Here is a 6,015-nt window from a genome sequence, read left to right on the forward strand (position 1 = left end):
TGAAAGACATCGGGCCCGGGACAGGAAGATCGCCGACGCGCTCGGCAAGCTGGCGGAGGACGCGCGGGGTACGGAAGGGCACGTTCGCCGACCAGAGATCAGATATGACGAAGCCCAGGTCGCGGATCATGCCGCTGGCCTGGGCCTCAGTCGTTGGAGCGGGTGAGGGAAATCGAAGCCGCACTGTCAGCTTGGGAACCGTACAAGATCCCCAGATGGACAACCACGACGCGACCTCACCGGCGCCTTCAGCGGCCTGGAGTGCCCTCGGTTTGCCTCCGCTTATGCACGCCAATGGCGCGGGCAGGCTGAATGGGGTGTTGACGATGACCGGGCTCGTTCGGGATCGGCCGTCCGGTTGGACTGCTGGTCGTCGCTGACAGATGCCCGACTTGCACCTACTGCGTGGCTCTAGCCGGTGTAGGTAGGTGGGATGGACGTTGATGCTGCTCAGACTGCTGCCGCGGTGATGCCGTACGTGACCGCCGCCGTGACCACGTACGGGATGAGCACCTTGGACAGAATTCGCGACACCGCGGTCGACAAGGCCACGGATGCCACCGTCGGCGTGGGCCAGCGGATGCTGAACCGCCTGCTCGGCCGGGAGGAGTCACGCGAGATTCTTGAGGGTGCCGTGCTTGACGTCGTCGCGGGCGAGCAGGACAGCGAGTCCGCCTTGCGGCTGCAGATCCGTAAAGCCCTGGCGGCGGACCCCGAACTCGCCCAGGACGTGGCCGCGATGCTGCCTGCCGGATCCGTACACAATGAAGCGTCCGGGGCGGGGGCGATCGCCATCGGGACCAACAGCGGCATCGCCAACACCGGCGCCAACGCCTCTTTCCACCGGTGAGCGCAACCTCTCCTGCCGGACCGGTCGCCTCGGGTCCCGGATCGGCGGCGGTAGGTACCAATACCGGTATCACCAACACGGGCGCCAACCCGCGGTTCGTCACCGTCGGGTCGGGCGGGTTGCCCCTGCCGGACCAGGTGGCGATGCCGTCGCGGCTGGACAATCTGATAAAGCCTCCCACGGATCCGTTCGTCGGACGAGCCGAGACGCTGCAAGCGCTCGAAGAGGCGTTGACCGCTGACCACACCAGCGTCGTCACCCAGGCCGTCTACGGGCTGGGTGGGGTGGGCAAGAGCGAACTGGCCCTCCAGTACGCGGCCAATCACAGGGATCGCTACCGGCTGGTCTGGTGGATCGTCGCTGACGAACCGGAACGACTCGACGCAGGACTCGCCGAGCTGGCCCACCGGCTCAACCCCACCCTCGCTCTCGTTGAGGCGAAGACGGCCGACGCCGCCACGTGGGCGGTGCAGTGGCTGCAGAGCCACCCCGGATGGCTACTCGTCCTGGACAACGTCGACAACCGCCAGCACATCAACGGACTGCTGGGCCGCGTCGGTGGACGGGGGCACGTCATCATCACCACGCGCCGCAACATCAGCTGGCGGGGCGCCGCCCGAACACTGTCCCTTGACATCCTTAGCGCCGACGCCGCGATCGAGTTGCTTGAAGAGTTGACCGGCCGCGACGAACCCGTCGCCGCTAAAGCTCTGGCCGCCCAACTGGGCCATCTACCGCTCGCCCTGGATCAGGCCGGCGCCTACATCGCCCAGCAGCACATCAGCCTCAGCGCATACCTACAACTGCTGCGGCAACGCCCCGCCGAGGCCTTTGCGACAGTCGCCGAGACCGACGAATCGGCCCGCGCCGTCGCCCGGGTCTGGCAAGTCACCCTCGATGCCATCGCGCAGCGTGACCCGCTTGCGGTGCTGCTACTGCAGGTCATCTCCTACTGCGCTCCGGACAACATCCCCCGCGACATGCTCACCGCGCTCGACCCCGACCACGTCGACCAGGCCCTCGGCGTGTTGGCGTCCTACAGCATGATCACCCTTACTGAGGACGCCGTCAGCGTCCATCGCCTCGTCCAAGCCGTCCTACGCACTCACTCGACCCCAGCGCCTGACGGCCACAACGAACTACAGCCGCCCGCCGTGGTAACCGCGCTGCTCGCTGCTGCGTGCCCGAACGGCAACATCCAAACGGCAATCGAGGACTGGCCACGCTGGCGCACCCTCAACCCGCACATCGACGCATTTGCCCGGTGCACCTCGGATGAGCAGGCCAACGAAGCCCACGCGTCGCTTTTCTCAAACTCCGCCTTGTTCTCGTGGACCCAGGGACAGCACCACATCGCGCTGCCCCTGCAGCAACGCGCCCTAACCATCACCGAAACCGCCGTCGGCCCGGACCACCCCACCGTCGCCATCCGGCTGAACAATCTCGCGCAGACGCTGCACGCCCTGGGCCGGGCCAGCGAGGCGCTGCCGCTGCAGCAACGCGCCCTAACCATCACCGAAACCGCCCTCGGCGCTGACCACCCCGACGTCGCCATCCGGCTGGACAACCTCGCGGGCACGCTGCAGGCCCTGGGCCGGGCCGGCGAGGCGCTGCCGCTGCAACAACGCGCCCTGACCATCAGCCAAGCTGCCCTCGGCGCTGACCACCCCGACGTTGCCATCGGGCTGGACAACCTCGCGGGCACGCTGTACGCCCTGGGCCGCACGGCGGAGGCGCTGCCCCTGCAGCAACGCGCCCTGACCATCAGCCAAGCTGCCCTCGGCCCGGACCACCCCACCGCAGCCATCCGGCTGGACAACCTCGCGCAGACGCTGCGTGCCCTGGGCCGGGCCGGCGAGGCGCTGCCGCTGCAGCAACGCGCCCTGACCATCACCGAAACTGCCCTCGGCGCTGACCACCCCGACGTCGCCATCCGGCTGAACAACCTCGCGCAGACGCTGCAGGCCCGGGGCCGCACGGCGGAGGCGCTGCCCCTGCAGCAACGCGCCCTGACCATCACCGAAACTGCCCTCGGCCCGGACCACCCCACCGTCGCTATCCGGCTGGGCAACCTCGCGGGCACGCTGTATGCCCTGCGTCGGGCCGGCGAGGCGCTGTCGCTGCAGCAACGCGCCCTGACCATCACCGAAACCGCCCTCGGCCCGGACCACCCCACCGCAGCCATCGGACTGAACAACCTCGCAGGCACGCTGTACGCCCTGGGCCGCACGGCGGAGGCGCTGCCGCTGCAGCAACGCGCCCTGACCATCACCGAAACTGCCCTCGGCGCTGACCACCCCGACGTCGCCATCCGGCTGAATAACCTCGCGGGCACGCTGTACGCCCTGGGCCGCACGGCGGAGGCGGTGCCGCTGCAGCAACGCGCCCTGACCATCAGCGAAACCGCCCTCGGACCCCACCACCCGACGACAAGCACGATCCGCGGCGGCTTGCCGTATTAGCGGAGAAAAGCAGGTCAGAGGCTCTGAGAGGGCTGGAGTGATCTTGGTTTGCCTGTCGTAATGGCACGCACGTCGACACCACGGACGGCACGGTCACGGTGGAGCAATCGTCGAGCTACCCACGGGCGAGCTGGTATTCGGGCCTCCCAAGTCGGCCGTGAGCGTCACCATCCCGCTGGTGTTCATCCCGAACGCGGTGCACCACCTCTCGGAGTTCACCGGTAGTCGGCCGGACTCCCTGCTGTTCGTCGGGCCGAAAGATGGACCGCTGCGCCGGTCGAACTTCGAGGAGCACTGGCGCACCGCCATCGAGAAGGCTGGCGTGCCCGGTCTGCACTTCCACGATCTCCGGCACACGGGGAACACCTGGGCGGCCGAGACCGGGGCGACGCTGCGCGTCGGATGGGTCACTCCACCACGCGGGCCGCGCTGATCTAACTGCACAAGACAGCGGGCCGAGACCGGAAGATCGCTGACGCGCTCGGCAAGTTGGTGGAGGACGCGCGGGGCACGGAGCCGCAGGGCACGCGAGCCCGAAGGGGCACGCAGGGGGCACGACCGCCGAATAGAGATCAGATATGACGAAGGCCCAGGTCGCGGATCATGCCGCTGGCCTGGGCCTCAGTCGTTGGAGCGGGTGACGGGAATCGAACCCGCACTGTCAGCTTGGGAACCGTACAAGATCGACTGGTGGGGGCTGTCTGGTGCTGGTGGTTGGTGCTCTGGGTGGCCTGGAGTGACCTTGTTTTGCCTGTCGTAATGGCACGCCAATGGCACGGGATGACCTGGAGCGTGTTCACGTTCGGGGTCGGCCGTTCGGGTGGTCTGCCGATCATCGGTGTCAGGTGTCCGATTGGTGATGTCAGTGACATCGGTGTCGGGTGTATGCAGGTCGGATGGATGTCGATGTTGTGCAGACCGCTGCTGCGGTGATGCCGTATGTGACGGCCGCGGTGACCGCGTACGGGGTGACCACGCTGGACAAAGTCCGTGACACGGTGGTGGACAAGGCGTCAGACGCGACCGTGGGGGTCGGGCACCGGTTGCTGAACCGGATCCTGGGCCGTGAGGAGTCGCGGCAGGTGATCGAGGGTGCGATTGTCGACGTCGCGGCCGGTGAGGAAGACAGCGAGGCCGTGTTGAAGCTGCAGATCCGTAAAGCGCTCGCCGCTGACCCGGACCTCGCCCGCGACGTGGCACAGCTGCTGCCCGCCGGCACGGTGCACAACGAAGCCTCCGGGATCAGATCCATCGCGATGGGCACGAACTCCGGTATCGCCAGCACCGGGGATAACCCCACCTTTCACCGGTGACCGGAGCGGCCGGCGGTCCGACCGCACCCGGTGAGCGATCCGTCGCGGCTGGCTCCAACTACGGCACCATCAGCACCGGCGACGACCCGAGGTTTGTGAGCATCGGCTCTGGTGAGCTCAAGTCCCCGGAGCAGGTGCCATGCCCTGCGGGGTTGTGGAATGTGCCGCGCCGGCCGTCGCGGGTGTTCGTGGGCCGCGACACCGTCATGAACGAGGTCGCGCAGACGTTAGCGTCCGGCACGCACGGGGTGATCGGCCAGAGCGTCACCGGACTCGGAGGCGTCGGCAAGACCGAGGTTGCGCTCCATCACGCACATGCCTGCCGGGATCGGTACACAGGTGTGTGGTGGGTCGGTGCGGACAGCGGGGCCAATCTCACGGCCGGGTTGGCCGCGCTGGCGCACCGGCTGGCGCCTGCCACAACGGTGCTGCCCGACGATCAAGCCGAGGCATGGGCCATAGGCTGGCTGAATCACCATGACGGTTGGTTGTTGATCCTCGACAACGTCGAAGAACCGGGAGACATTCAGGCTTTGCTGGGCGGCGTCGACGGCGGCCGGGTGCTGATCACCACCCGCCGCGACATCGAATGGACCAGCCACGGCCTCATCCCGATCCGACTGGGCACCCTCACCCAAGCTGAGGCCGTGCAGATGCTGTCCGAACGCACCGGCCAGGACGACCGCGCCGCTGCTGCCGGGATCGCCGCCTATCTGGGATGTCTACCGCTGGCGTTGGAGCAGGCCGCCGCCTACATCAACCATCACCGCACCTCGATGGCCGCCTACCACGACCGCCTCCACGACGAACAGGCTGGCAGTCTGCTCGCCGGGATGGCACCAGGGCAGGACGCGCAACGCGCGGTCACCCGGGTCTGGGCCGTCACTCTCGATGCGCTGACCGCCACCAATCCCGGGGCGGTCGAGATCCTGCGAGTCCTGGCCTGGCTCGCCCCCGACGACATCCCCCGCGACCTGATCACCGCCCTCACCAACGGCGACCAGACCACCGCCGACCTGGCACTCGGTCTGCTCGCCTCCTACAGCATGATCACCCTGGACACGGCCACGGTCAGTACCCACCGGCTGGTCCAAACCGTTGTCCGCCTCACACCCCCGGCCAGCCAAACCACCACCGACCCCAGTTCACAGGCCATCCAACTCCTCAACACCGCCGCCCCCGCCAACCCTGGCGGCGACCCGGCCGGCTGGCCTCGCTGGCGCGACCTACTCCCCCACATCACCACCCTCACCAACCATCTGCCCCACAGCACCGACACCGCACTCGGCCGCCTACTCAACGAGACCGGCGTCTTCGAGAGAAGCCAGGGCCTCTACCAGCAGGCTGAACTCCACAGCACCCAAGCACTGGCCATCACCGAGGCCGCCCG

The 6,015-nt window shown here is 67.8% G+C and carries 5 protein-coding genes; all 5 read left to right on the forward strand.

The genetic code is table 11. From position 1 onward, the window contains the following. Positions 1-433: 433 nt before the first annotated feature. Entirely contained in the window at positions 434-850 is a 417-nt protein-coding gene (locus Ani05nite_RS16865; protein WP_203769371.1) for a hypothetical protein, read from the forward strand. Then, positions 847-3,312 carry an FxSxx-COOH system tetratricopeptide repeat protein gene (gene fxsT, locus Ani05nite_RS16870; protein WP_203769373.1) on the forward strand — a complete coding sequence of 822 codons (2,466 nt, stop codon included), beginning with the start codon at positions 847-849 and terminating at the stop codon, positions 3,310-3,312. Before Ani05nite_RS16865 ends, fxsT begins: the two co-directional genes overlap by 4 nt. Positions 3,313-3,469: 157 nt before the next feature. Next, on the forward strand, positions 3,470-3,745 hold the full coding sequence (locus Ani05nite_RS16875; protein WP_203769375.1) for a tyrosine-type recombinase/integrase: 276 nt from the start codon (positions 3,470-3,472) through the stop codon (positions 3,743-3,745). 463 nt (positions 3,746-4,208) lie between these two features. After that, on the forward strand, positions 4,209-4,625 hold the full coding sequence (locus Ani05nite_RS16880) for a hypothetical protein (protein WP_203769377.1): 417 nt from the start codon (positions 4,209-4,211) through the stop codon (positions 4,623-4,625). Then, the coding region (locus tag Ani05nite_RS16885; RefSeq protein WP_203769379.1) for an NB-ARC domain-containing protein at positions 4,622-6,015 on the forward strand (1,394 nt) is incomplete at its 3' end. The genes Ani05nite_RS16880 and Ani05nite_RS16885, both read left to right, overlap by 4 nt.

The organism is Actinoplanes nipponensis (assembly GCF_016862275.1).
GTDB classification, from domain to species: domain Bacteria; phylum Actinomycetota; class Actinomycetes; order Mycobacteriales; family Micromonosporaceae; genus Actinoplanes; species Actinoplanes nipponensis.